The organism is Lewinella sp. W8 (genome assembly GCF_004375085.3).
Classification (GTDB): Bacteria; Bacteroidota; Bacteroidia; order Chitinophagales; family Saprospiraceae; genus Neolewinella.
The window spans coordinates 139,652-165,262 of record NZ_SNAQ03000006.1 but is presented as its reverse complement, the minus strand read 5'-3'; the positions used below and the strand labels follow the sequence as shown (position 1 = coordinate 165,262).

At 57.3% G+C, this 25,611-nt stretch carries 17 protein-coding genes; 13 read left to right on the top strand and 4 right to left on the bottom strand.

Going from position 1 to position 25,611, the window contains the following annotated elements; translation table 11 throughout:
• The first annotated feature begins 33 nt into the window (after window positions 1-33).
• The 5 genes from E1J53_RS08940 (at window position 34) to E1J53_RS08920 (ending at window position 6,756) form a co-directional block, all read left to right on the top strand.
• Window positions 34-1,764 carry a PQQ-dependent sugar dehydrogenase gene (locus E1J53_RS08940; protein ID WP_134272591.1) on the top strand — a complete coding sequence of 577 codons (1,731 nt, stop codon included), beginning with the start codon at window positions 34-36 and terminating at the stop codon, window positions 1,762-1,764.
• A 241-nt stretch (window positions 1,765-2,005) separates the two neighbouring features.
• Window positions 2,006-3,250 (top strand): AraC family transcriptional regulator, encoded by a 1,245-nt coding sequence (locus E1J53_RS24645; RefSeq protein ID WP_134272590.1) that lies wholly within the window; start codon window positions 2,006-2,008, stop codon window positions 3,248-3,250.
• A 143-nt stretch (window positions 3,251-3,393) separates the two neighbouring features.
• A complete protein-coding gene (locus tag E1J53_RS08930; RefSeq protein ID WP_134272589.1) occupies window positions 3,394-3,759 on the top strand; it encodes a hypothetical protein in 366 nt (121 codons plus the stop codon).
• Between the two features lie 41 nt (window positions 3,760-3,800).
• Complete coding sequence (locus tag E1J53_RS08925; RefSeq protein ID WP_134272588.1) at window positions 3,801-6,161, top strand: serine hydrolase; 2,361 nt, start codon at window positions 3,801-3,803, stop codon at window positions 6,159-6,161.
• Between the two features lie 52 nt (window positions 6,162-6,213).
• The gene (locus tag E1J53_RS08920; RefSeq protein WP_134272587.1) at window positions 6,214-6,756 is read left to right on the top strand and encodes a YceI family protein; all 543 of its coding nucleotides are present in this window, start codon (window positions 6,214-6,216) and stop codon (window positions 6,754-6,756) included.
• A gap of 65 nt (window positions 6,757-6,821) precedes the next feature.
• Here E1J53_RS08920 and E1J53_RS08915 read toward each other — a convergent pair whose 3' ends face one another.
• Window positions 6,822-7,409, bottom strand: a complete 588-nt coding sequence (locus E1J53_RS08915) for a hypothetical protein (RefSeq protein WP_134272586.1) — start codon at window positions 7,407-7,409, stop codon at window positions 6,822-6,824.
• 477 nt (window positions 7,410-7,886) lie between these two features.
• Between E1J53_RS08915 and E1J53_RS08910 the strand changes: the two genes are divergently transcribed.
• Entirely contained in the window at window positions 7,887-11,489 is a 3,603-nt protein-coding gene (locus E1J53_RS08910) for a T9SS type A sorting domain-containing protein (protein WP_134272585.1), read from the top strand.
• A gap of 265 nt (window positions 11,490-11,754) precedes the next feature.
• Here E1J53_RS08910 and E1J53_RS08905 read toward each other — a convergent pair whose 3' ends face one another.
• A complete protein-coding gene (locus E1J53_RS08905) occupies window positions 11,755-14,265 on the bottom strand; it encodes a gliding motility-associated C-terminal domain-containing protein (protein WP_134272584.1) in 2,511 nt (836 codons plus the stop codon).
• Between the two features lie 151 nt (window positions 14,266-14,416).
• Window positions 14,417-16,222 carry a translational GTPase TypA gene (typA, locus tag E1J53_RS08900; protein WP_134272583.1) on the bottom strand — a complete coding sequence of 602 codons (1,806 nt, stop codon included), beginning with the start codon at window positions 16,220-16,222 and terminating at the stop codon, window positions 14,417-14,419.
• 153 nt (window positions 16,223-16,375) lie between these two features.
• Here typA and E1J53_RS08895 point away from each other — a divergent pair, with 153 nt between their 5' ends.
• From E1J53_RS08895 to E1J53_RS08870, 6 genes are all read left to right on the top strand, one after another.
• Complete coding sequence (locus E1J53_RS08895; protein WP_134272582.1) at window positions 16,376-16,672, top strand: hypothetical protein; 297 nt, start codon at window positions 16,376-16,378, stop codon at window positions 16,670-16,672.
• Window positions 16,665-17,828: a serine hydrolase gene (locus E1J53_RS08890; protein ID WP_134272581.1), complete on the top strand. Its 1,164-nt coding sequence runs from the start codon at window positions 16,665-16,667 to the stop codon at window positions 17,826-17,828. Before E1J53_RS08895 ends, E1J53_RS08890 begins: the two co-directional genes overlap by 8 nt.
• 276 nt (window positions 17,829-18,104) lie before the next feature.
• Complete coding sequence (locus E1J53_RS08885) at window positions 18,105-19,742, top strand: S8 family peptidase (protein WP_134272580.1); 1,638 nt, start codon at window positions 18,105-18,107, stop codon at window positions 19,740-19,742.
• A 149-nt stretch (window positions 19,743-19,891) separates the two neighbouring features.
• Window positions 19,892-21,220 (top strand): amidohydrolase, encoded by a 1,329-nt coding sequence (locus tag E1J53_RS08880; protein ID WP_253931234.1) that lies wholly within the window; start codon window positions 19,892-19,894, stop codon window positions 21,218-21,220.
• Complete coding sequence (locus E1J53_RS08875; protein ID WP_134272579.1) at window positions 21,220-21,576, top strand: MauE/DoxX family redox-associated membrane protein; 357 nt, start codon at window positions 21,220-21,222, stop codon at window positions 21,574-21,576. Before E1J53_RS08880 ends, E1J53_RS08875 begins: the two co-directional genes overlap by 1 nt.
• A gap of 117 nt (window positions 21,577-21,693) precedes the next feature.
• On the top strand, window positions 21,694-22,677 hold the full coding sequence (locus E1J53_RS08870) for a TonB family protein (RefSeq protein ID WP_134272578.1): 984 nt from the start codon (window positions 21,694-21,696) through the stop codon (window positions 22,675-22,677).
• 87 nt (window positions 22,678-22,764) lie between these two features.
• On the opposite strand, the gene E1J53_RS08865 is transcribed toward E1J53_RS08870, so the two are convergent.
• A complete protein-coding gene (locus E1J53_RS08865; RefSeq protein ID WP_134272577.1) occupies window positions 22,765-24,729 on the bottom strand; it encodes a glycoside hydrolase family 13 protein in 1,965 nt (654 codons plus the stop codon).
• 207 nt (window positions 24,730-24,936) lie between these two features.
• Here E1J53_RS08865 and E1J53_RS08860 point away from each other — a divergent pair, with 207 nt between their 5' ends.
• Complete coding sequence (locus tag E1J53_RS08860; RefSeq protein ID WP_134272576.1) at window positions 24,937-25,539, top strand: hypothetical protein; 603 nt, start codon at window positions 24,937-24,939, stop codon at window positions 25,537-25,539.
• Window positions 25,540-25,611 lie beyond the last annotated feature (72 nt).

Here is a 25,611-nt window from a genome sequence, read left to right as displayed (position 1 = left end):
TGCATTACCTGAACTGCCCCCCACAGATACACTATGCGCTTTTTTATTGCTCTCCTTTCCATCCTGTTCGTGGCCACGGGCCACGCGCAACCCACCCTCGAGTGGATCGACCTGAACCTTACCGTCACTCAACCCGTGGACCTTACCGGAGCCGGCGACGGAAGTGATCGTCTCTTCATCGTCCAGAAGAATGGCATCATCAGAATTTATGATCTGAACAGTGAAACGCTGTCGGGTACCAACTTCCTGAACATATCGGGGCAGGTCCGTAACAGTGGCGAACGTGGTCTGCTGGGCCTGGCCTTCCACCCCCAGTTCGCCACCAACGGCTTCTTTTTCGTGAACTACGTTTCCAACGGCGTGGGCGTTCCGAACAATGGTCAAACGGTTATTTCGCGCTTCAAAACCAACGTGCCGGGAGGTAGCACGGCCAGCGCCGCTTCGGAGACGATTCTGCTGCGCATCAATCAGCCCTTCGCCAACCACAATGCCGGGGATCTGGCCTTCGGACCGGACGGCTACCTCTACATCCCCACCGGAGATGGCGGCGGCGGCGGTGACCCGAACGATACGGGGCAGGATCCGCAGTCACTGCTCGGAAAAATGCTGCGTATTGACGTGGATAATCCCGATCCGGGAGAGGAATACGGCATCCCCGCCGATAACCCCTTTGTAGGTAATTCGGCGGTCCTCGACGAAATCTGGGCACTGGGGCTGCGCAATCCCTGGCGGATTTCCTTTGATCGCCTCACGGGTGATTTGTGGATCGGCGACGTGGGGCAAGTCGCCCGGGAAGAAATCGACTTTCAGCCCGCCGGTAGCGCCGGCGGAGAGAACTACGGCTGGGATTGCCGGGAAGGATTCCTGACCTATACCGGTCCGGGCAGCTCCTCGCCCAACTGTGTGGGCGGCTCGGTATACCAGGACCCCCTATTTGATTATGACCGGAGCAGCACCGGGGGACAGTCGCTGACCGGAGGTTTTGTGTACCGTGGCAGCGAGGCCAGTGATTTGGTGGGGCACTACATCTGTGCTGATTATGCCTCCGACCGCTTCTTCATCATCACGCCCGATGAAGGAAGTGGCCGAAACCTCCTGCGGCAGAATAACGCTCCGTTGAGTAGTGTTTCCACCTTCGGGGAAGACGATGACGGCGAGCTTTACGTGGCGAGCCTTAACGGAGAAATTTACCGGATCGTGTCTTCCCTCACGCTGCCCGTAGAGCTTGTCCGCTGGCAGGCCACCGCACGGGAGAAGGACGTGCTCCTCAGCTGGGAAACGGCCAGTGAAACGGAGGCGGCTTCCTTTCAAATCGAGCGCAGCGTAGACGGCAATAACTTTACGGTACTGACGACCGTTGCCGCCCGCGGCAATACGGAGGTAGCACAGACTTACGAGTATCTGGATGCCACTCCGCCGGTGGGTACGCTCTACTACCGACTCCGGCAGCGGGACTTTGATGGCTCGGAAGAAATCTTTCCGATTCGGCAGGTGAGTTTTACGCCGGATGCCGATGGCCCGCGGGTGTTTCCCAATCCTACGAAAGGAGATTTCTCGGTGGCCATTCCCGCTTTGCTGCAGGAAGGTCCGGTGACGGTAACCTTATTCGACGCCGGTGGTCGGGTAGTGTATGACCGCCTACGCCTGGCGGCGGCCGGGGCACCCACCTTTGAGCACACGCTACCCGAAGTGCCCGCCGGGGTGTACACCGTGCGGATAGCGTATGACGGAAAACGCTTTAGCCGGCAATTGGTGGTGGAGTAACGACGAGCAAGTTCATGGGCCGTTAGGGAGGTCACTTTGGCGGAACGCAGGTGCCGTGTTTCTTCCGGAGGGCAAAGTCTGGCCGAACAATTCCCAGGTCGCGGCTCCACTGAGCACTACCTTGCATCCTGCGGTGATCGCCCTGCTGGTCTGAAGGCAACGGAGCTACTTCGGCTTCAATCCGTACTGTTTTACCGGCCGTTTCCCCGTCTTGTCACGGGAATCTTGCTAAATTTGAATCGTGCCAGACGTCAATCAGTTTTTTGAGTTCAATCAGTTCTCTGCCCCCCTCCTGATCGGTTTTTTGCAGGGCATCATCTTCTCCGTGATCTTGTTCATGCGGGGATGGCGGGAAGAACGGATCAGCGATTATCTGGCCGCCATCATCCTGGTGCTGGGCAGTATGTACGGCGCGCAGTGGATGTTTGGCTTTGCCGGATGGTACGATTCCCACGACTGGCGGACCACCCTCATGTTTTACGTGGAGTGGAAGAATTTGATCGCCTTCGGGCCGCTGATCTGGCTGTACTTCCGCGCCCTGACCAACACCGATTTTCGGTGGGAGAAAAAGTACTGGTGGCACTTTTTACCCTGGGGTCTCCTGTTGCTCACCCCACTAGGGATATTTCTGTACGATGTTGTCTATTCCCGGCTGATGCTGGGCGAGCCCTTCGCCTATTTTTACAATACCCGGGGGCCGGCTGCCGAATGGGATAATAACGGTGACAGTACCATTTTCTACCTCATCTTTGCCCTGAGCTGCGTTCACCTGGTGGTCTATCTTCTGCGTACCTTACGGGAGTATCGGCGGTATCGGGCCTACATTGACCGGGAATTCAGTAACGCCAGTCAGCTGAGCTTTCGGAGTTTGCGCATCACGCTGTATTTGCTGCTGCTTGGAGTAACCGCTACGGTATTATTTGAGATCGTCAATGTGTTTACCAGCAGGAGCTACGTGGACAGTTGGGACAGTTATTTTTCCATGTCGTTGCTGGTCTATTTTGCGGCCATTCAGTTTTTCTCCCTGACGCCGCAACTGACCCGGGCCCTGAGGTTCCGGCCCGATCAGGAGGAAGAACCCGAGGCCGCGGAGGTGGCTCTTTCCGGCACCGGTAAGTCGGTTAGTCCGGATTCAGAGGTAGACCTCTCCGCCTGGGCAACAAAGCTCGACCGCCGACTGGAGGAGCACGAGGATTACCTCAATCCCGACCTAAAGTTGGGTGACCTGGCCGATGAACTGGGCACCAACAGCTCCATCCTGAGCAAAGTCATCAACAGCGTACACGGAGTGAATTTCAACGACTTCATCAACGCCCGCCGTTGCGAGGCCTTCCTGCGTCGCATTGAGGCTGGTGACCATGAGCGTCATACCCTGCTGAGTATCGCTTTGGATTGTGGGTTCAACTCCAAATCCACCTTCAACCGTGCCTTTAAGAAGCAAACGGGGCTTAGCCCGGGTCAGGCCGTGCGGGCGGTCCGGCAATAGTTGTGGGTCTGAAAAAGTGTTGTTAGGAGTCCATAAACCCTGATTTGCGTCCCAAAACATAATCTGGGACGTCCCAAATCCTAATTTGACGCGCCCGGAGGGGCCGATTGCCGGTGCTTTGTGATCAACAAAAACAAAGTACCATGCGATCCTTATTCATCATTTCTATTGCGCTGATCTGCCTTACTTCCTGCGCCAGTAACGTAGCTGGAGTATCCATTCCCGCCCGCCAGGAATTCATCCTCGGAGAATTCGCCGACAAAAACTACCGCGCGGACCTTAACAACCGGGGGAAGCAACAAATCAGAATTGCCGTGCTCGACAAGGACACCAAAGAACAGACCCAGGGCTTTGGGCTGGCTGCTGGTGGTAAGGCTACGGTATACATCTCCCGTGACGAAGAAGTACACCTCGTGAACGAGAGTGATCGCGAAGGTAAGGTGCGGGTCACCCTCAACAAAGACGTCGAGGGCATGCGCTACCAGGACCTGAACGCAAACGACCAGTAATCAACACCATTCACTAATTCTCCTCCCCAAAAAGTAACGAGATGCGAACCCTTCAATATCTTTTCCTCCTCCTCATTTCCTGTTCCCTCCCGGCCCAGGCTCCCTACGAAGTTTTTCGCTTCGACCACGACGGCGAAACCCTCACCATGCTGGAGTTGATGGAGGAGAGTAATACCCCCGGGGTCAGCATTGCCCTCGATTACGGAGCGGGCGACACGGCCTTCGTGGCCCAGCTGCGGGAAATGGGCATCGGGCCCGATACGCAGTTTCCCGCCGGCGCGGCCTCCTGCGCTCCGGTCGCCATCGGCATCATGCAGTTGGTGGATCGCGGAGTCTTAGACTTGGACGCTCCGGTAAACCAGTACCTCAAGCGGGCGCAGCTGCCACTCAATCGTGGACGGGAAATTTCGCTGCGCGACGTGCTGTTGCTCCGGGCTAAACTGAGCAGCGGATACAAACCGAATGGCTACCCCAAAGGCGCCGAAATGCCCGATCTACCGACCATGGTCGGAAAGTTGTCTCCCTCCGGTTGGCGAAAGGCGGATGATGATTCAGAATACGGCGGCTGGTTGGTGCTTCAGATGGTCCTGGAAGATCACTACGGAGAGCCACTGGCGGCAATCATGGACCAGGAAGTGTTCGCGCCCCTCGGCTTGAACAACTCTTTCTACGCCACGGAACTGAGTGACCTCCAGCTTCGCGGCGTGGCCAGCGGACATCGGGATAACGGGGCGGCGTGGCCGGACGGGTACCGCCGCTATCCCGAGCAGGGCTTCACGGGATTATGGACTACCCCCACGGATTACGTGCGCCTGGTACGGGCCGTCCTGGATGCGGCCAACGGAGCCTCCGGGGGTATCCTATCCCCCGCTACCGCGCGCAGGGCCATGGAGCGCGGCCACGGGTTCCGCAGCCTCATCTTCCACCTCAATGACGAAGGCCTTCCTTACTGGGGAGGCAACGCGAAGGGGTTTTACTTCCAAATGCAGGCACACCCTGCGGAAGACTGGATCTGCGTGGCGGCCGTAAACCGTAACCTCAACTGGCGTCTTGGCGGCCCCGTAGTCTGGCAGGGTGGATTACTGGCCAAGCAATGGCGATCTAACGACCGCTTGGGTATCGTACTTCAGGAAGCGGACCTTACGGATCCTACGGTGGCGAAAATTGAACACTTCGCCTTTACCCGGGGGATTCGGACGGAGCGGATTATGGCCACCACGGGCTTGCCGGAAGGAATTACGGCCACCCCCGCCTACCTCCTGCAAAATGATCGCGGTCGGGCGATCTACAGCGGGAGTCACAACGCGGTCGAAGGAATTATCCAGTTTATTCAGTCAAGCCGGGTAAGCCCCAAAAAATCAGTAGGGGATACCCGGACGGGATGGCTGATGCGTCGGGGGCGCCAGAAGCTCTCGATCCCGCTGAAGGTAACCGTGCCAACGGGTAACGGTGCTCCCGATCAGTTACCGGAAGCCATGCTGGCGGCCATTTCTGAATCCATGCTGGAAGGTGATGACTGGGCATCTGGTACGGTCGAATTAGGTCCACTTGATCGGCGGCTCTACCTTGACCTGCACAGCTACCGCCGGGAGGAGGGGGACTACCAGATCACCTTCGCACTCTTTTCCCAGTTCAACTGCCATACGCCGGTGTCCACCAATTTTGGTTCTCCGTTGACGATGCGTCCCGACGGAACCGGGGCAAGCGAATTGGCGGGTAGCATCAAGTCCGAAATTGCCCAACTGCTGGCCGTTGATCGGGGACTGGTAGGCCGCCCACTCCCGCTGAGCACCCCGGTTATTTCCTGGGGGGAACTTGGCTGGGAACTTTCGAAGGCGGTGATCGCCGCCCAGGGAACCACGACCTACCACCCCGCGATGACCCTCGCGGAACGCTACGAAGTAAATCTGGTTCCGGGCGATCAGCCCGGTTTGTTCTTCGGCTTTCCTGCCCCCCTGGACCGCTATTCCGGGTCCGTCAACGAACTGCGGGGGGCGTTCCTCCTCGGTGATGGTGGCCGTTCGATTGCCGGGAATTTTGCGTTGCCCGTTAGCGAAATCAAAACGGGTAACGAAGCCCTGGATTACTACGTTCTGGACGACCTGCTGAAACAAAAGAAACACCCCACTGCGGCACTGACCTTCGCGCCGGTACCCGTGCCGGAGGCCTGGCGGGTAGGGGAGCGGCAGACCTTCCAGATACCCGCAGTGCTAAGCCTGCGGGGCAAACGCCACGACGTCCTGCTGGACGCCAGCTTCATCCTCAATGACCGGGGAGAGCTATTGACCACCGCCGATTTTTACGTCGATTTCCGCAAAATATTCAAGCACGATGGCCCCGACGGTCCCGATGATATCCGTCGTCGCCTGGAGTTCTCCGCGGCCTTTACGGCCACTCGGTGAGCACGAAATGATCATCCACTAAAACAATCAATAACCCACAAATTTAACCCTTATGTCACGTTTTGTTTTCCCCCTCTTTGTTGCTCTGGCCATTACCCTCAGCCTGGTTTGGACGACGAGTCCCACCATCATCTTCCCGGCAACGGCTCCTGGTTCTATTACCTTCGTCGGCAACGCCGGGAGTGATCAGGTCTTTACCGTGAACACCTGGAAGTTTGACGAAATTTCCGGCCTGGAAAATCCCACCAACATCAAAGCCATTGCCGTGCTGGACATGACTTCCATCACCTGCGACTGGAAAGACCTGGAAAAGTCCTTGCATAAGAAGAAGGATTACTTCCACAGCAAGAAATTCAATACGGCCACCATCATCATTGACGGCGCCGAAGCTGCGGAGGAAGCGGGTACCTATACCGCCAACGGCAAGGTGTCCATCAAGGGCGTAACCCGAAGCATTCCCATTGAGTTTTCTCTGACGGGAGAAGGGCCCTACCAGCTCGAGGCCAAAGCCTCCATCAACCGCCAGCAATTCAAGTTTACGGGCGGTGGCCCAAAAGATATCGTTCCGGTTATGGTTTCGGCGACCATTGAGTAGGCATAAAGAAAGGCCCGATGCAAACCTGCATCGGGCCTTGATTATTTAGGGTATGATCCGGTCGATTACTTGGCAACCGAGTAAATTACCTTACCATTCTTCAGCATGGATTCTACCGCGGAACGGTCAGAGATATACTTGTAACGGCTGTTGTACATTCCTTCGGGACGGTCACCCACAATGTAGTAGCGAACGTCTACGTCGGGAGCATTAACGACTACCTGATCGGATACGCGCATGGTTTCTCCGTCGAGCATTTCACCGTCTTTCTCCAGTCCGGCCAGCACGATAATACGGTCGCCGGTGGTATAGACTTCCTCAATGTTGAGGTCAGCCTCCTGGTCAACGTCGGCCTCTACCACGAGGGTGCGTTCTTCGGCATCACCATATTCATCGGGCCACTGTACGTCAATTACGGGCACTTCAATGGCTTCTTCTTCCATGACGACCCGTACTTTGGGCACTTCCACCATTTTGGTGGTGGTGGTTACGTCAACGTCCGCCCAGTCTACGTCGAAGGCGGGCATCTGGCCAGCTTCCGTGTCTACGTCAACGGACACTTCCGGAAGCTCAGCTTCCCGGGTTTGATCAACGTCACAGCTACTGAGAGCCAGTCCAAATAGGGCAAGGATACTTAAGATTCGAATTTTCATTTTATTGGGTGTTTTTGGTTTACGAATGCAGCGCCATTTTTATTGGTCGCTCGTCATTGTCACGTAAACCGCGTCCCAAATGTTCGTTAGCCGTTTGGAACGTCTCCGTTATGAGTCAACTTCGACCGGTTGATTGTTGTCGTTTATTTTGTGGAGTTGGCCCCGGTCAGGATGATGTTTTGCGGTGGCCGCCGTCGTTGATTAATTGTTGGTAGGAATTGTATAGGCTTTGTCAAGTGCTGTATAACGAGAGTATACAGTTTGTGTGCCTATTTATGGACTTTTGGTAGCTAGATTTGTCGGTGCATCCTGAGGGGTGAACATACCGGACGTTTTGTCCTTTTAGAGTTTTAGAGAGCCGGGAGAGTGTAGTGGACAACCAAACCTTTGGATTCCACCTCTTCCGGATTGCATCGATAAACTATTTCTTCATACCCACGCCATTCTGGCACTTTCCTGGGCTTAAAGCTTAAAAACATGCACAAATTTTACCTTGCTGTACTCTTATTCTGCAGCATTTCTTACACCGGTTTTGGGCAGGTAACCCTGCCAATTGACTTCGAAGACTCCGAGGTGACGTACGCCATCAACGGCTTCGAAGGGGGTGAGGGAAGCGTGATCGCCAACCCCGACCCGTCGGGCATCAATACCAGCGCCAACGTCGGTCAGTACGTCAAAGGAGCCGGCGCCGACTTCGCCGGAGTCTCCATTCCCCTGGACGGAAACATCGACTTCGGGGAAAACAACGCCATCAAGATGAAGGTCTGGTCCAATCGTGTTGGTGCCCGCGTCCTGTTCAAGCTTGACCCATCAGGTGGTGATCAGGTGGAAGTGGCGACCACCGTAGCCAGCGAGTGGGAAGAACTCACCTTCGACTTAGGTCTATTCACGGGCGGCTCCTACAACACCATTACCCTCATCCTCGATCTGGGCACGGCCGGTGACGGCTCCGCAGACTTCACCCTGTTCTTCGACGATATTGAACTGACGACCCTTTCTACGGAAGGCGGCGTACAGTTGCCCATCACTTTCGAAGACTCGGAAGTGAACTACACCTTCAACGGCTTTGAAGGAGGTGAGGGAAGCGTGATTGCCAATCCCGACCCATCGGGCATCAATACCAGCGCCAACGTAGGACAATACGTCAAGGGAGCCGGTGCCGATTTCGCCGGAATTACGATTCCGCTGGCTGGCGTTATTGACTTTGGTGAGAATAATGCCATGAAGATGAAAGTCTGGTCTAATCGCGTCGGTGCGCGCGTCCTGTTTAAGCTGGAGCCTTCCGGAGGCGATCAGGTCGAAGTGGCCACTACCGTAGCTAACGAATGGGAAGAACTCACCTTTGACTTGAGCCTCTATGCCAATGGCAACTACAACGCCATCACGCTCATCCTCGATCTGGGTACGGCCGGTGACGGCTCGGCAGACTTCACCCTGTTCTTCGACGATATCGAACTGACCACTCTTTCCACAGAAGGGGGCGTACAGTTGCCCATCACTTTTGAAGACTCGGAAGTGAACTACACTTTCAACGGCTTCGAAGGAGGTGAGGGAAGCGTGATTGCCAACCCCGACCCATCGGGCATCAATACCAGCGCCAATGTCGGTCAGTACGTCAAAGGAGCCGGCGCCGACTTCGCCGGAATTACGATCCCGCTGGCTGGCGTTATTGACTTCGGCGAAAATAACGCCGTCAAGATGAAGGTCTGGTCTAATCGCGTCGGTGCGCGCGTCCTGTTTAAGCTGGAGCCTTCCGGAGGCGATCAGGTCGAAGTGGCGACTACCGTGGCCAGTGAGTGGGAAGAACTCACCTTCGACGTAAGCGCCTTTACCGGCGGTAACTACAACGCCATTACGCTCATCCTCGACCTGGGTACGGCCGGTGACGGCTCCGCGGATTTCACGCTGTTTTTCGACGATATCGAGCTTACGACCCTCTCCACGGAAGGAGGTGTAGAGTTGCCCATTACCTTCGAAGATTCTGAGGTAACCTACGCCATCAACGGCTTCGAAGGAGGCGAGGGAAGCGTGATTGCCAACCCCGACCCATCGGGCATTAACACCAGTGCAACCGTTGGCCAGTACATTAAGGGAACTGGTGCCGTCTTCGCGGGAGTTTCCATTCCCCTGGCCGGCCCCATTGACTTTGGCGAAAACAACGCCATCAAAATGAAGGTTTGGTCTAATCGCGTCGGTGCGCGGGTCCTGTTTAAGCTCGATCCTTCCGCCAACGACGAGGTCGAGGTAGCGACTACCGTGGCCAGTGAGTGGGAAGAACTCACCTTCGACGTAAGCGCCTTTACGGGTGGTTCCTACGACGTGGTTACGCTCATCCTCGACCTGGGTACGGCCGGTGACGGCTCCGCGGATTTCACGCTGTTTTTCGACGATATCGAGCTTACGACCCTCTCCACGGAAGGAGGTGTAGAGTTGCCCATTACCTTCGAAGATTCTGAGGTAACCTACGCCATCAACGGCTTCGAAGGAGGCGAGGGAAGCGTGATTGCCAACCCCGACCCATCGGGCATTAACACCAGTGCAACCGTTGGCCAGTACATTAAGGGAACTGGTGCCGTCTTCGCGGGAGTTTCCATTCCCCTGGCCGGCCCCATTGACTTTGGCGAAAACAACGCCATCAAAATGAAGGTTTGGTCTAATCGCGTCGGTGCGCGGGTCCTGTTTAAGCTCGATCCTTCCGCCAACGACGAGGTCGAGGTAGCGACTACCGTGGCCAGTGAGTGGGAAGAACTCACCTTCGACGTAAGCGCCTTTACGGGTGGTTCCTACGACGTGGTTACGCTCATCCTCGATCTGGGCACGGCCGGTGACGGCTCTGCCGACTTCACCCTGTTCTTCGACGATATCGAACTGACGACCATTACTACGGAAGAGGGCGTACAGTTACCCATTACCTTCGAAGATTCCGAAGTAACGTACGCCATCAATGGTTTCGAAGGGGGGGAAGGAAGCGTAATTGCCAACCCCGACCCATCGGGCATCAACACCAGTGCGAACGTAGGCCAGTACGTCAAAGGAGCCGGCGCCGAATTTGCTGGAGTCTCCATTCCCCTGGATGGCCCCATCGATTTTGGCGAAAACAACGCCATTAAAATGAAGGTTTGGTCCAATCGCGTCGGTGCCCGGGTCCTGTTCAAGCTCGATCCTTCCGCCAACGACGAGGTCGAGGTAGCGACTACCGTGGCCAGCGAATGGGAAGAACTCACCTTCGACGTTAGCGCCTTCACGGGCGGCTCCTACAACGTGGTTACGCTCATCCTCGACCTGGGCACGGCCGGTGACGGCTCGGCGGACTTCACCCTGTTCTTCGACGATATCGAGCTGACGACCATTGAAGCGGAAGAGGGCGTACAATTGCCCATTACCTTCGAAGATTCTGAGCTGATGTACGCCATCAACGGTTTCGAAGGGGGTGAGGGAAGCGTGATTGCCAACCCCGACCCATCGGGCATCAACACCAGTGCGAACGTAGGCCAGTACATTAAAGGAGCCGGCGCCGAATTTGCGGGAGTCTCCATCCCCCTGGACGGCCCCATCGAGTTCGGCGATAATGACCTCGTCAAGATGAAGGTCTGGTCCAATCGCGTCGGTGCCCGCGTCCTGTTCAAACTCGATCCTTCCGCCAACGACGAGGTTGAGGTCGCGACTACCGTAGCCAACGAGTGGGAAGAGCTCACCTTCGACGTGAGCGCCTTCACGGGTGGCTCCTACAACGTGGTTACGCTCATCCTCGACCTAGGCACGGCCGGTGACGGCTCCGCGGACTTCACCCTGTTCTTCGACGATATCGTCTTAGCTGATTCTACGACTTCGGTTCGTAACCTGACGGCTGAAGACGTCCAGGTGTTCCCGAACCCCACCAGCAGCCAGTGGCAGATCAATTCTCCCGAATCACGCATTGAGGTCGTGAACCTGTTCGACCTCTCCGGCAAGCTGCTCATGGCCGCCAAACCCGGAACGAATCAGTTCGAGATCAACGCCCAACAATTCCCCCAGGGAACTTACCTGCTGAGCGTAACGACCACTGCGGGACGGCGCATTGCCCGACTGATTAAACAGTAACCTACTACTACTTTTGCTGCCCGATGGGGTAAGACCTTCGGGTGGCATCAGGTAGTAAGCAAAAGGCCGGGTGGTTTCCCTTTAGGAAGCCACCCGGTTTTATTTTATCCCCGATGGTGCGGTTACTATACCGTAGCGGGGAATTATCAGGTGGCGTGACCGCAGGTGCCCGGCCATTATCCGAAAAGCCATGCACCTGCACGCCGTGCCCTAAGCATTTTGCTCACCCGGCTATGCTCTCCCTGGTACCACTCTTCCTTTGGTCCTATCGCAATAGCATCACGCTGCCGCTGCGGGTGATCTTCCGGCCATTGATTAGGGTAGCTTCAAACTGATAAACGTAATGTCCGGCGCTGGCCGTTCCACCGTCCCAGCTGTCGTCCGCTGCGCCGTACGCCCACCGCAGCGCACCCCAACGATCGAACACTTCCCAGCGGTCAATGCGGGCAATCTCGTTGCCCAGGCCCGCCCGAAGGCGGTCGTTGATGCCGTCGCCATTGGGGCTGAAGGCAGTTGGCAAGTAGACTCTCGGCTGAGCGTCGTCTACCTGGACGCGGAGGCTGTCGGTGGCCACGCAACCGGCGGTGGAACTGGCTGCCAGGTACACCCAGGCGTCGGTGTTCAGCGTAAGCATCGTGGCGGGACAGTCGTTGCACTGCATACTGTCCTGCCCACTGGTCGACCAGCGGAAGGTCGTCAGCGGAACGTCCCCGATAATCTCCGCCCGGACCTCCAGCGGGTCGCCGAGTCGGACGAAGCGGTCGGCCGCAATGGTCACCGAAGCAGACGGTGCCAGGGGCACGACTACTTGCCGGAAGGCTTCACATCCGGTCGAGTCCCGGAGGATGATCATGTAGTCCCCGGCCGGGAGTCCGGTCAATTCGTCGGGCTCATAACTGGCGGTAGGGAGCAAGCGGATACTGCCAACTCCGGTAGGCTCCAGAATGATCGCGCCGTCTCGGGCACCAGCGCAGGACGGCGGCTCAATCCGGTAACCCAGGGCACCCGGCGGTGGGTTCTCCACGGTAACGTCCAGCACGAAGGGGAAACACCCCAGGGCATCGTTAACGGTCACCCGATAGGACCCGGCGGCCAGGTCCACCTGGGCACCGGTCAGGCCGGGTACCGACCAGCTATAGCTGTAGGGGAATTCTCCGCCTACGGGATTGACGGCCACGCGGGCGGTGGCCAGGCCGCAGGGACGGAAGGCCGAGTAGGTCGCCGTCGGCCCGTCAGAAATCGCCACCTCGGTCTGGACAATGGAATCGCAGTCCATCCCCGTACCGGGGATCGTATCGGCGTATACCCCGACGGTACTCCGATACTGACCGCCCACCAGCACGGAATCACCCCGGCAGATGGGGCGGCGCACGAAACTCCGGCTGTTACAATCCTCGCAGGGATTGTCACACTCATCAAAGGCTGCCAGCAGCGAGGGAATGGAGCTGCGGGGCCGGTCCAGTGACCAGGCGATGGCGGCTTCCCGATGCTCGAGGTCTGCCCTTTCCCAGTTCGTGGTCATCACCGTTACTGTGACCTCCAGATCCTGAATGTTCATGCACTGGTTATCGGATTGGCCAAGCGGGTCGAGGCGCATGATCAATCCTTCCTTCGGCCTCCCCGGATAGGTGTAGGAGGCCAGGGCCGTGATCCCACCCGCGGAGGCGTGCAACTGCTGGTTAGCCCGGAGGTAGATCGTAGCGTTGCCCGGAAAATTGTAGGTGCGGGCCCACTGGACCTGCCCCTGGAGGTTCAGCTGCAGGAGAAAGGGATCCCGTTCGCCGATCAGGTTGAAGCCGTAGGCCAGTAGTCCGCCGGCGTGGGGCACCAGTTCAATGGCACTCTCTCCGTCGAAATCTTCGATATCGTAGCGGCGCGTCCATTCGTGGGAGCCGTCCGTGAGGAAGCAGGACAGCATAATGTTGGTGTTCAGGGCCCCGGTGATGTCACCGATGTTTCCCCAGTGAACCACGTAGATCCGGTTGCCCACCCGTTCCACATCGAAGGCGTAGAGCCGTCCGCTGGCCTGACCGGCAATCGGCCCGGTGCGCCCAAATATCGGGTTGCCGTCTTCGGTGAGTTTCAGGACACTCGCCCGGATGTCCCGCGGACCTCCGGTAGCAGAAACGTTACCCACGGCGTAGAAGCCGCCGGCTTCGGCGGGGATCAGATCCAGGATGGCCTCATCGCCCCGGAAATCGTAAAAATCCCCCTCTTCACTGATGCTGCCGTCCATTCGCCGAATCTTCTGTAGATAGCCACTGATGAATACCGGGGAGGCTTGCCCGATCCGGCTGCCGGAAATCAGGTACTCCTCGTTGCCCAGGAGTTTGAGGCCGGTAGCCTCCGAAAGAAAGGGAGGCTGCTTGAAGTAGAGCACCCGGTCGGCGTTCGGGTCATACCGGAAAACGTAGGCCCGTTGCTCGTTGGGGGTGGTAAAGGTGGAGCCGGCGCCGGCAATCATGCCGGTCGGGTCAACGACGAGTTCGGCCAGGGTGGAGAGTTCCGTACTCTCACTTTCCGTTTCGATCACCCGGCGCCAACGTAGGTTGCCCAGGGTGTCCATCCGGCTCAGAAAGACATTGCCCTCCACGGTGCCCCCGATAAGCAGGTCATTGGTGCCGCCCGGATAGGGTAGCACGCAGGTTGCCCGGACGGGACTGCCGCCCTCATCCCGCAAAAATTGCGTAAAGGTGGCGCCGGTACAGCCGTCGGACTGTCCGGACAAAACCAGGGGAAACAGAAAAAGAGATAGTATGACTAAAGCACGTACCATAAAGGATTACGCGCTAAAGATACTTAATTCACGGCCGGAGCACGAAAAGTGCCGCGTCGCAGAAATGACTTAGTGTAGGATTGCGGCCGCAAATCCGATCAACTCCCCACCCATCACCAGCAACTAGCAACCAGTAACCAGCAACTAGGAACTAGAACAAAATCTTCTCCCCACGCTTACGCTCGGCTTCGCGCAGCAGAATCTTCCGGAGGCGCAGGCTGTTGGGGGTTACTTCCACGTACTCGTCGGCCTGGATGTATTCCAGGGCTTCTTCCAGCGTGAACTTCCTCGGGGGTACCAGACGTGCCTTGTCGTCGGCACCGCTGGACCGCATGTTGGTGAGTTTCTTGGTCTTGGTGACGTTGATCGTCAGGTCGTTGGCCCGGCTGTTTTCTCCGATCACCTGACCTTCATAAATCTCTTCGCCAGCTTCAATGAAGAAGCGGCCACGATCCTGGAGGTTGTTGATGGAATAGGGGATACTCTTACCCTGTTCCATGGAGATCAGCGAGCCATTGATCCGGCCGGGAATCTCTCCCTTGTGGGGCTGGAATTCCTTGAAACGGTGGGTCATGATGGCCTCACCCTGGGTGGCGGTGAGCATGTTGCTCCGCAGGCCAATGAGGCCCCGGCTGGGAATTTCAAATTCCAGCGTCACCCGTTCTCCCTTCGGCGTCATGCTCAGCATCATCCCCTTGCGCTGGGTGACCATGTTGATGGCCGTACCGGAGAGCGGTTCGGGTACGTCGATGGTCAGTTCTTCGATGGGCTCCTGCTTGATGCCGTCGATTTCTTTGATGATTACCTGGGGCTGGCCGATTTGCAGCTCGTAGCCCTCCCGGCGCATGGTTTCAATGAGTACGGAAAGGTGCATTACCCCGCGACCGTATACCCGGAAGGTATCCGCCGAATCGGTTTCTTCGACCCGCAGGGCCAGGTTGCGCTCGAGTTCTGCCGTCAGACGGTCCTTGATGTGGCGGCTCGTCACGTACTTGCCCTCCTGACCAAAGAAGGGAGAATCATTGATGGTAAAGACCATGCTCAGCGTAGGCTCGTCGATGGCGATGGTGGGCAGTGCCTCCGGGTTCTCGCCGTCGGCGATGGTATCGCCGATCTCGAAGCCTTCCACGCCAAAGACGGCACAAATATCGCCGGGCTGTACCTCTTCCACCTCCGTGCGGCCGAAGCCTTCGTAGACGTAAAGGCTTTTCACCCGTCCCTTTTTCTCTTCTCCTTCCCGGTTGATCAGCGTAACGTTCTGGTTGCGCTTCATGGAGCCCCGGCTCAGGCGACCAATGGCCATTCTGCCGATGTACTTGGAGAACTCGATGCTCGTAACCAACAGCTGCGTATTGCCTTCGGGAATCTGGGGTTCGGGGACGTACTTCAGGATGGCGTCCAGCAGAGGAAGAATATTGTCGGTGGGTTCCCTCCAGTCTTCGCTCATCCAACCCTGTTTGGCCGAGCCGTAGATGGTGGGGAAGTCCAGCTGCTCTTCGGTGGCGTCCAGGTTGAACATCAGGTCGAACACCATTTCGTGCACCTCCTCGGGCGTACAGTTGGGCTTGTCCACCTTATTGACGACCACCAGGGGACGCAGTCCGAGACCCAGGGCCTTTTCCAGTACGAAACGCGTCTGGGGCATGGGCCCCTCAAAGGCATCCACGAGCAGGATAACCCCGTCGGCCATGTTCAGTACCCGTTCTACCTCTCCGCCAAAGTCGGCGTGGCCCGGGGTGTCAATGATGTTGATTTTCGTGTCCTTATAGTTAATGGACACGTTTTTGGCAAGGATCGTAATACCCCGCTCCCGCTCCTGATCGTTGCTGTCCATAATCAGCTCTCCGGGGTTCTCGTGATCTCCGAAAAGTTGCCCGGCGAGGAGCATTTTGTCCACCAGGGTGGTCTTCCCATGGTCTACGTGGGCAATGATGGCGATGTTGCGAATGGACTTCATGCAGTTAAATTTGGGGAGCGATTTCGCTAAGAAGGCGCAAAGGTACGGGTTTTACTGATGAACCCTATATTTATTTTAGGTGTCACCCGTATTAACCGGTAGGTCATTTTTTGGCTGCCGCAGGTGCCAACACATGCCAAAAGAGCAAAGCCCATGATCCGATTTCCCAAGTACCTACTTCCCCTGCTGGCGGCCGGCCTCCTGGTCTATTTCGTCCTGCTGTTTCTGACCAGTCAGTACCAGTGGGAAATCGGCCGGCTGGACGTGCTGGTGGAATTGTTTACCCTGCCGGCGATTGCGGCGGTTCCGGTGTTGTTGGTCCTGGGGATACTGGCCGTTGGGAAAACGGCCAGTCAGCGAACGGCGGCTAATTATGTCGGTATCGGACTGCTGCTGGTCGATCTGATCCTGTTGGTCACCTTTACCTTTGTTACTTCGCCGCATGGCTAACGTTTATCGATCGCTGCCGCGCATCGCCCACCTGGTACTTCCCGCGATAATCCTGATCCTGCTCGTGCTCCTGCAGGCTTGTGGCCGATCCACCCTGCCGCCGCCCCGGGCCAATGGCCCGGCGGCTTCCTGGGAATTGTCCGATCAGGTTGACGAACTCGTGCTGCAAATCATGTCCGAGCACCAACTGCCTGGCATCGCCGTGGGCGTTGCTCGGGCGGATACCGTCCTTTACGCCAGGGGATACGGCTGGGCGGACCTCGATACGCTCCGCACCGTAACGGAAACGACCCTCTTCCACACCGCCTCGGTCAGTAAGCTCTTCACGGCTCAGGCCGTAATGCAGCTGGTGGCGGACGGCGCCCTTGATCTCGACGACCGAATCGTAGCATTAATCCCCGGTCTTCAGGTCACGGACCCGAGGTTTTCGGACGTTACCGTCCGCCAGCTCCTCAACCACACTTCGGGCTTGCCCGACCTCAGTAACTACCACTGGAGGCGTTACCACACGGACCCCGGTAGCCTGGAGCGTTACCTGCTGGCGGAGGACTGGCAACTGAGCACGACGCCGGGGACCACCTTCGCCTACTCCAACCTGGGCTACGATCTGCTGGGGCACGTGGTGGCAACGGTCAGCCAACAAGCTTTTGAAGACTACGTTAAAGCACGGGTGCTGGAGCCAGGAAAGATGCACGACAGTGATTTTCGCCACTTCCTGCTGCCGGACTCCCTGCTGGCCCGCCCCCACACCAGGCACTGGCTCACCGGGGCTGTCCGAACCCGGACCATTTACCCCTACACCCGGGAGCACGCACCCAGCAGTACCCTTAATGCTTCCCCGGAGGAATTGGCGAAATGGATGGCCAACGTCCTGGGGGCATTGGCCCGGGAAAAGGAGGATGGTTTTTGGCGGCAAATGGTCGACCCCTCCACCGTCCTGACGGACCGTATCGGACTGGGCTTTCAGCGGTACGACCTGGACGGTACGGCAGCGGTGGGGCACTTCGGGGGAGATCGGGGGTTCCGGTCTTTTCTGGTATTGGTACCCGAAAGTGATCTTGGAGTGGTGGTGATGGGGAATGGTGATTACGCCGAAGATTTCCGCCGGGAGATCGCCCGGGGCATCCTCGACCTCCTAATGCGCACCGATGAGTGAAACGCTGGCCCCGGGAGTATTCCCCAGCGAAACCGGGTAAAGTAGAGTCTTGCACCCTGCACCTGTACCGGCTGAGCCGAGTATTCCGCTTCGCTTCACGGCCCCGCGCCCCAAGATTTTAAGAAACCCTTATGGACCAACTCTCCGCAACGGACGTTACTCTAATAATTTCCGCATTCCGTCGGCCAGAAGCCCTCCTTGAGGGATCAGCGGACGGGAAAGCAAGGTTAACCAAAGAAGTATTGCTTTCTTTGCGGATAAAATCAGCGAATTACCATGAGAAAACTACTCTTTTTTGTCGCTTTTCTGGCGGCAGCGGGCCTCGTGGCCCAGGGGGAAGCCCCCCAGAATTGGTGGGACCTGGATCGTACGGACGATACCTTTCCCGGCGTAAGTGCCAAGAAAGCGCATGAATACCTGGCGGGAAAGTCCGCTCAGACGGTGGTCGTAGCCGTGATTGATTCCGGCGTAGACGCCGATCACGAAGACCTGAAGGACATCATGTGGGTCAACCCCGGTGAAATCGCCGGAAATGGCATCGACGACGACAACAACGGCTACGTGGACGACATCCACGGCTGGAACTTCATCGGCGGCGCCGACGGACAGAACATCAACTACGAAAACCTGGAGGTCGTCCGGCTGTACAACAAGTACAAAGCCAAGTACAACAACCGGAACCGCGATGGACTCAGTAAGGCAGAGAAGGAAGAATTTGACGCCTACAAGGAATACGAAAAAACCATCCAGGAAACCCAGGAAAGCTTAGGCCCCCAGGCGGCTCAGTTCAGCTCCATCAAGGAAGCCTTTGACGCCATCGTGAAGCGGATGGGCAAAAAGCCTGCGGACATCACCGCCGAGGCCGTCGCTAAAATGGAAAACAAGGACCAGATGACCGGCATGGTGCAGCGCATCATCGCCAACGCGGCCGCTAACGGCGCCTCCTTCAAGGAAGTTTATGGCCAGATCGAAGATGCCGTGGACTACTTTGACGGACAGTTGAAATACAACTACAACCCCGATTTTGACGCCCGTTCCATCGTAGGCGACAATCCCAGCAACCTGGATGATCGTTACTACGGAAACAACAACGTGGAAGGACCTGACGCTCAGCACGGTACTCACGTAGCCGGTATCATTGCCGCCATGCGCGACAATGGCATCGGCGTCGACGGTGTGGGTGGCCCCCACGTGCGTATTATGTCCGTACGGACGGTACCCAACGGCGACGAGCGCGACAAGGACGTAGCCAACGCCATCCGCTACGCGGTAGATAATGGTGCTTCGGTAATCAATATGTCCTTCGGTAAGGGACAGAGCCCCTATAAGGATGCCGTTGATGCTGCGGTACGCTACGCCGAAAAGAACGACGTGCTGCTGGTGCACGCCGCCGGTAATGACGGCAAGAAGCTGACCCTGACGAACAACTATCCGAACGATACTTACGTCAAAAAGGGGCTCTTCAAGCCTAAGGCCAGCAAAACCTGGATCACGGTGGGGGCCTCCAGCGCCAGCTACGACGCCTCCTTCCCCGCCAGCTTCTCGAACTACAATAGCAAGTACGTCGATGTTTTTGCTCCCGGCGTAAGAATCTACTCCACCGTTCCCGGTGACGAGTACGAGAACCTCCAGGGTACCTCCATGGCTGCGCCGATGGTGGCGGGCATCGCGGCCCTGCTGCGCAGCTACTTCCCCGACCTGACGGCGAAGCAGGTGCGGGAGATCATCCTCGAAAGTGCTCTGCCCGTCAGCCTGCAGGTCACCAAGCCTGGTTCGGAGGAAACGGTGAGCTTCGCGGAGCTGTCCGCCACTAGTGGCATTGCCAACGCCTACACGGCCGTGAAGATGGCCGAAACGGTCAAGGGTAAAAAGCGTAAAGCCGCCGACCGTGACGCTTCTCTGATGATGTACTAAGGCGCGAAGCTTTAATCAATCTAAAGTTTCGAAGCGGTGGTGAGGTTGCTCACCACCGCTTCGTATTTTGCGGAACGGCGGACCGGGCGGATGACAGATTCCATTGTTGACTATCTTACGGGCTCAATCTAAAAAAGAACATTACGCCAATGATTCGCCCGATATTCAGCAAACCTTCCATTATTCTTTTCCTGGTGGCCTTAATGGGCTCGTGCATAGCCGCCCACGCTCAGACGGCTCCTTATCAGGCCACCCGGACCGCCGCCGAAGCGATCGAGGGCAAGGTCATCGAGTGGCGGCATCATCTGCACGCCAACCCGGAGCTGAGCAACCGGGAATTTGAAACGGCCAAATACGTGGCCAACCACCTTCGGGAACTCGGCCTGGAAGTGCGTACGGGTGTAGCCCACACCGGGGTGATTGGCGTGTTGAAGGGCAATAAGCCCGGCGGCGTCATTGCCCTACGGGCGGACATGGACGGCCTGCCGGTAACCGAAATCGTTGATCTGCCCTACGCCAGCAAAGCCAAAGCCCAGTACCGGGGCGCGGAAGTAGGGGTGATGCACGCCTGTGGGCACGATACCCACGTGGCGATGCTCATGGGAGCGGCCGAAATTCTCTCCCAGCGGAAGGATGAAATTCAGGGTACGATCGTCTTCCTCTTTCAACCCGCCGAGGAAGGGGCGCCCGAAGGAGAAGAGGGTGGTGCCAGCATGATGGTCAGGGAAGGAGCCCTGAAAGATTATGGTGTTGAGGCGGCCTTTGGTATCCACATCAATTCCCAGACGCCCGTCGGGCAGGTAAACTACAAACCCGGAGGGGCCCTGGCGGCATCCAATCGCTTTACCATCACCGTCAAGGGTAAGCAGGCCCACGGCTCGGCGCCCTGGGCCGGTATCGATCCCATCACCGCTGCGGCCCAGATCATCCAGGGACTGCAGATGATCATCGCCCGGCAAACCCAGCTGACCAAGGAAGCGGCCGTCATCAGCATCGGCAAGATCGAAGGTGGCGTTCGGGAGAACATCATCCCCAACGAAGTGACCATGATCGGTACCATCCGAACCCTGGATACGGAAATGAAGAAAGAGATTTTCCACAGAATCGAGCAAACGGCCACGAACATCGCCGCCAGCAGCGGCGCGGAAGCGATCGTCAACATTGAACCGGGAAACCCGGTCACCTACAACGACCCGGCCATCACCCGGGAACTCATGCCCACCGTCGTTGCCACGGCCGGAGAGGACAACGTAAATCTCGTACGGCCCATTACCGGAGCGGAAGATTTTGCGTTTTACGCTCAGGAAGTGCCCAGCCTCTTTCTCTTCCTCGGAGGGATGGACCCGGAGATGAACCGGGCGGAGGCGCCCGGCCACCACACACCCAATTTCCGGGTGGATGACCGGGGCATGAAACTGGGGGTACAGTTGTACACCAACATCGCCCTGGATTACCTGAACAATAAGGCCCGCAAATAATGCTCCTCAAAATCTTTGCCGGCATCCTGATTTTCGCGGGGATATACCATTTCGTTAATCCGGCCTTCTACGATCCCATCATGCCCGACTGGTTCCCCAAGCGGATGGCCAACGCCGCTGGTGGAATTGCGGAAATCATTCTTGGGGTTCTCCTGTTCCTGCCAAATTTCCGCAAGCTGGCCTTACTGGGTACGCTGATCCTGATGGTCATGTTTCTGGGCATTCACGTCTGGGATCTCCTCAGGCCCCGGCCGGCGATCGGAACCCATACGGTCGCCGCCATCCGGCTGGCGGTGCAAATGTTGTTGGTATACTGGTTATTTCGCCTGTACCAACAGGAGGAGGTTGCTCATTAGGATTCTCCTGCCGTTCCCTAATTATTGGGGGATTTTGGTTTTTTTTAAGTTGATGTGGGGCACTTTTATGTAATCGGATGAAGTTTATCATCTACACCACAGACAAATCAATAAAGTATGGAAGCCCAACTTTCAGAAGCAGAACTCAGAGGAGACCGCCGCGGTAAAGTAGCCGCGGGGATCGGTTTCGTCCTTTTCGTCATCCTGTTGGTGATTCCGATTTTTTTCCATCTGAATCCTCCTCCGGGCCAACCAGGCATTCTGGTGAACCTGGGCTTTGTGGATACCGGTCAGGGTAGCGAAAACGCAGGCCCCAGCGCTCCGGCGGTAAGCCAGCCGGAGCCTTCGCCGCCGCCGCCGCCCGCACCGGAGGTTCAGCCGGAGCCCACGCCTCCGCCCCCAACCTCCAGTCCGGAGCCGCAGCCCCAGCAGCGGGAAGTAATCCAGCAGGAAGACCCCGCGGAGGTGGCGCTGCGCCGTCAGCAACAGCAGGAGGAAGCCCGCCGTCGGGCGGAACGGGAACAGCAGCAACGCGAAGCCAACGAGGCCGAACGCCAACGTCAGGCGGCGGCTGAAGCCGAGCGTCAGCGTCAGGCAGCCGCCGAAGCCGAACGTCGCCGGCAGGCCGAAGCCGAAGCAGAGCGCCAACGCCAGGCCGAGGCCGAACGCCAGGCCCGGGAAGCGGAAGCCAACGCCACCCGTGACCAGATCGGTGGCCTGTTTGGCACCGGATCCGGAAATGGTAATACCGGTAACCCCGGTAACCAGGGTGATCCCAACGGTGACCCCAACGCCGACCGACTCACGGGGATTTCAACCGGTAACGGTCGCGTCTCCGGTGGCCTGGGCGGACGGGGTGTACTGGCCAGCCCACCCGTACGGGAAAACTCTCAGACCTCCGGTGTGGTCGTCGTTTCCGTCTGCGTCAGTCCCGACGGCAACATCACCGAAGCGAAATACACCCAGTCCGGTAGTACCACTGCGGATCCGAATCTGGTGGCCGCCGCCATCGCCAACGCCAAAAAATGGCGTTTCAAGGCCGACGGCACCGCCCCGGAACGTCAGTGTGGACGGATTACCTATAACTTCAAGGTACAGTAAGGGGTGAACGTCAAAGAAAAGCGGTGCTGAGCAAACTCAGCACCGCTTTTCTTTTTGGGATACGGCGTTACGCCTCTTGTCATCCGACTACTTCAGGAAGATAATTCTCGTTTCCTTCGGGGCCAGCGTCATACCCTCCAGTGAGTTAAGCTCCCGATCTTTGGTCAGGTCATAACCCGCGGAGTACCCCGCCAGACGTTCTTCGTAGGGGACAAGATTTACGTCCTCAACCGTTTTGCTGCTGCCGTTGAAGATGACCATCATCTGCTCCTTACCCGCCCGGCGGAAGAAAACGTAGACGCCCTCCTGGGGCAGGAATTGGGTAAGGGTGCCGTGGCTCATGGCCGCACTTTTCTGGCGGTACTGCGCCAGTCGGCGCACGTAATTGAAGGCTTCCCGCTCGGTGGCATCGCGGTCCTGGTCGGAGAACAGATTACGGTCGTCGCCCGCAAATCCTCCCGGGAAACCCACGCGCCCACCTTCCCCGAAGGCACCGCCGGCCCCGGTAAAGGCCAGTTCGGTACCGTAGTACATCACCGGAATCCCCCGCAGGGTCATCAGGAGAGCCAGCCCACTCTTGAATTTCGTCATGTCCCGGTTCACCGTAGAGAATATCCGGCCCAGATCGTGGTTGTCCAGGAAGAGTACGTTTTTGGTGGGGTCTTCGTACAGGTAATCCTGCGCCAGAGTGTAGTAAAGCTTCAGGACGCCTTCTTTCCATCCGGGATCAACGCTCAGGGCCTCATTGATGGCGTAGTGAAGTTGAAAATCCGTTACGCCGGGGAGGTGAGAGTCGAAATCCTGGTGGATATTTCTTCCCCCCGCAAACCAGGCCTGTACACCGGGACCGTGCACCCAGGTCTCCCCGAAGATGCCCAGATCGGGAATTTCTTCCCGTAGCCGCTGATTCCAGCGGGCCATGAAGGCGGCGTCGGGGTAAGCGTAGGTGTCAATCCGGAAAGCATCCTGTCCGCTGTAGAGGGTCCACCAAATGCTGTTCTGGATCAGATAATTCGCCAGGTGAGGATTTTGCTGGTTGAGGTCCGGCATGTGCTTGTCGAACCAACCGTCGGTCATCAGCCGCTTATCGTATTCGCTGGCGTGGGGATCGAATACCGTCGTCGCCCGGTAGGTGGTCTTGGTGTATTCCGGCCATTGGTGAATCCAGTCCATACTCGGGAGGTCCTCAATGAACCAGTGGTGGTCTCCGACGTGGTTGAAAATGACGTCCATGATGACCTTGATTCCCCGCTCGTGGGCGGCTGTTACCAGGGCCTTATAGTCCTCGTTACTGCCGAAGCGACGGTCAATTCGGTAATGATCCGTAACGGCATAACCGTGATAACTTTGGTAGGGTTGGTCGTTTTCCAGGACGGGATTGAGCCAGATAGCCGTTACCCCCAGATCCTCCAGGTAGTCGAGTTTGCCCAAGATGCCCGTCAGGTCACCACCGTGCCGGAAAAGGAATTTATCGCGGTTCACTCCCTGCTGTGCCATCCCGGCAACGCTGTCGTTATCGGGGTCGCCGTTGGCGAAGCGGTCGGGCATGATCAGGTAAATGAAATCATCCTGACTCAGGGGCGTTCGGGGGCCTTTTTCCAGCCGGGGGTGCGCCCGAAGGGTGTACTCAAACGATTTCGTCTCCGTCGGCTCATTTTGGGCGCGGACGCGGGATGCCAACTTGATGGGGAAGGCGCCAGGTTGGGTACCCGGAGCGATGTACAGTCCCACAAAAAGGTAATTGGGGTTTTCGAGCCGCTTAACGTATTCCACGGATACCCCCGGATAATCAACCGTCGCCTGATCGTAGCGGGCCACGTTGCGGTCATAGATCAGCACCTCCAGTCGGGGGTCGACCATATCCACCCACCAGTGCATGGGTTCTACCCTCGTTTGCACCAGTTCTTTTCCGGAGGGGTAACGGATTTTATACTCGGCGTGTTCCATCCCCAGGGGAAGCTCCTGCATGGGGTCGTCATCATAAATACTTTCTTCTTGCCCGCTCAATGGGAAGGTGAAAAACAGAATACAAAGCAGTAGGAGGGTACGCATGATCATTAATTTAGGGGTAAGATAACGAGACTCAGAGACAAAGGATTGATCAGAATCCAGGACGTGCCCACGTTGTTTGGGGGGATTTCCCGGCAAAAGTTATGGGTACGAGGCTAGAGACCGGAGAGCGGGCTGTTTTACTAACCTAACCCTTTTTGGCGAGCCGCCACGGAACTACCTTAGCGAATCCCTGATTACCTTTGCGCCATGATACTTCGATACTTTGTTCTGTTTGCCGGGGTAGTGCTGATGATCACGGGGTGCAACAACCTCATCAGTCAGAATTTTGGCACCCATAACCTCCGGACGGTGGCGCTGGAAGAAGTGATTGCGGAAGGCCTCGGAGACGCTGACTACGTTGAGATCACCGGGGGAGAACTGGGCAATGCTCTGCTGGTCGGCCCCGCACTTCGGGTCACCGATAAAGATTATATCCTTCGTCCCATCCTGACCAGACAGCAGGCCGCCAACTGGTATTCCGGAGCCACGGTAAGGGCCTCCGTGATTGGTTGGTTCAAAAACAATGACCCCGATTGTGTCACCGCCGAGGGATGTCCTCCGGACAAGAGTTTGCCCATCAAGGGCCTGATCGGCCCCCCAACGGATAAGAAGAATCCGGTCGAGCTCTGGAGCACCCAACGGATTAAACTCGAAGATCAGGTTACCTACATCCAGCTCTATGAAGAACCGATGGCCTGGTACTGGAACCTGATCATGTTTTTGGGTGGGCTACTGGTGGCCATCGTCCCGGAAGCCTGGCGTTTTCAAAAACGAAAAACGGCCGACAATAACAAACCTTCTGCTACCTAGGGGAGTACGGATTCCCTTCCCCAAACGTTACTAACCGCAGACCATCTTTGCTGGGGCACTTTCTCCATCAGC